The 352-nt window shown below is 33.8% G+C and carries 1 protein-coding gene; it reads left to right on the forward strand.

What is annotated here, in order from left to right:
- Positions 1-108: 108 nt before the first annotated feature.
- Positions 109-352: transposase (locus EFT72_RS19055; protein WP_206426695.1), on the forward strand; the 244-nt coding region annotated here is incomplete at its 3' end.

Consider the following 352-nt stretch of genomic DNA (forward strand, 5'->3'; position numbering starts at 1 on the left):
GATGACGTATAATAGATTGCGCAAATTCAAATAAGCAAATAGACATAGTTTTTATCGTTTGGTAGAATTAAGTTACCACAACAAAATTTCCAAAGGAGGATAAAAACTATGTCTGAGAACATTATACAATTGAATCAAGATTTAATCCACACCCAATTAAAGGATTTAGTAAAAAACAGTGTTGAGGAAACTTTAAATGCTTTACTTGATGCAGAAGCAGAGCAACTTGTTAATGCAGAACGTTATGCACGTAATGAAGAACGCAAAGGGTACCGTGCTGGTCATTATGACCGCACATTTACTACGACTTCTGGTGATGTTAATCTAAAAATGCCTAAATTAAAAGGTGTTG

This window comes from Clostridium sp. E02, from assembly GCF_003833015.1.
Taxonomy (GTDB): Bacteria; Bacillota; Clostridia; order Lachnospirales; family Lachnospiraceae; genus Lacrimispora.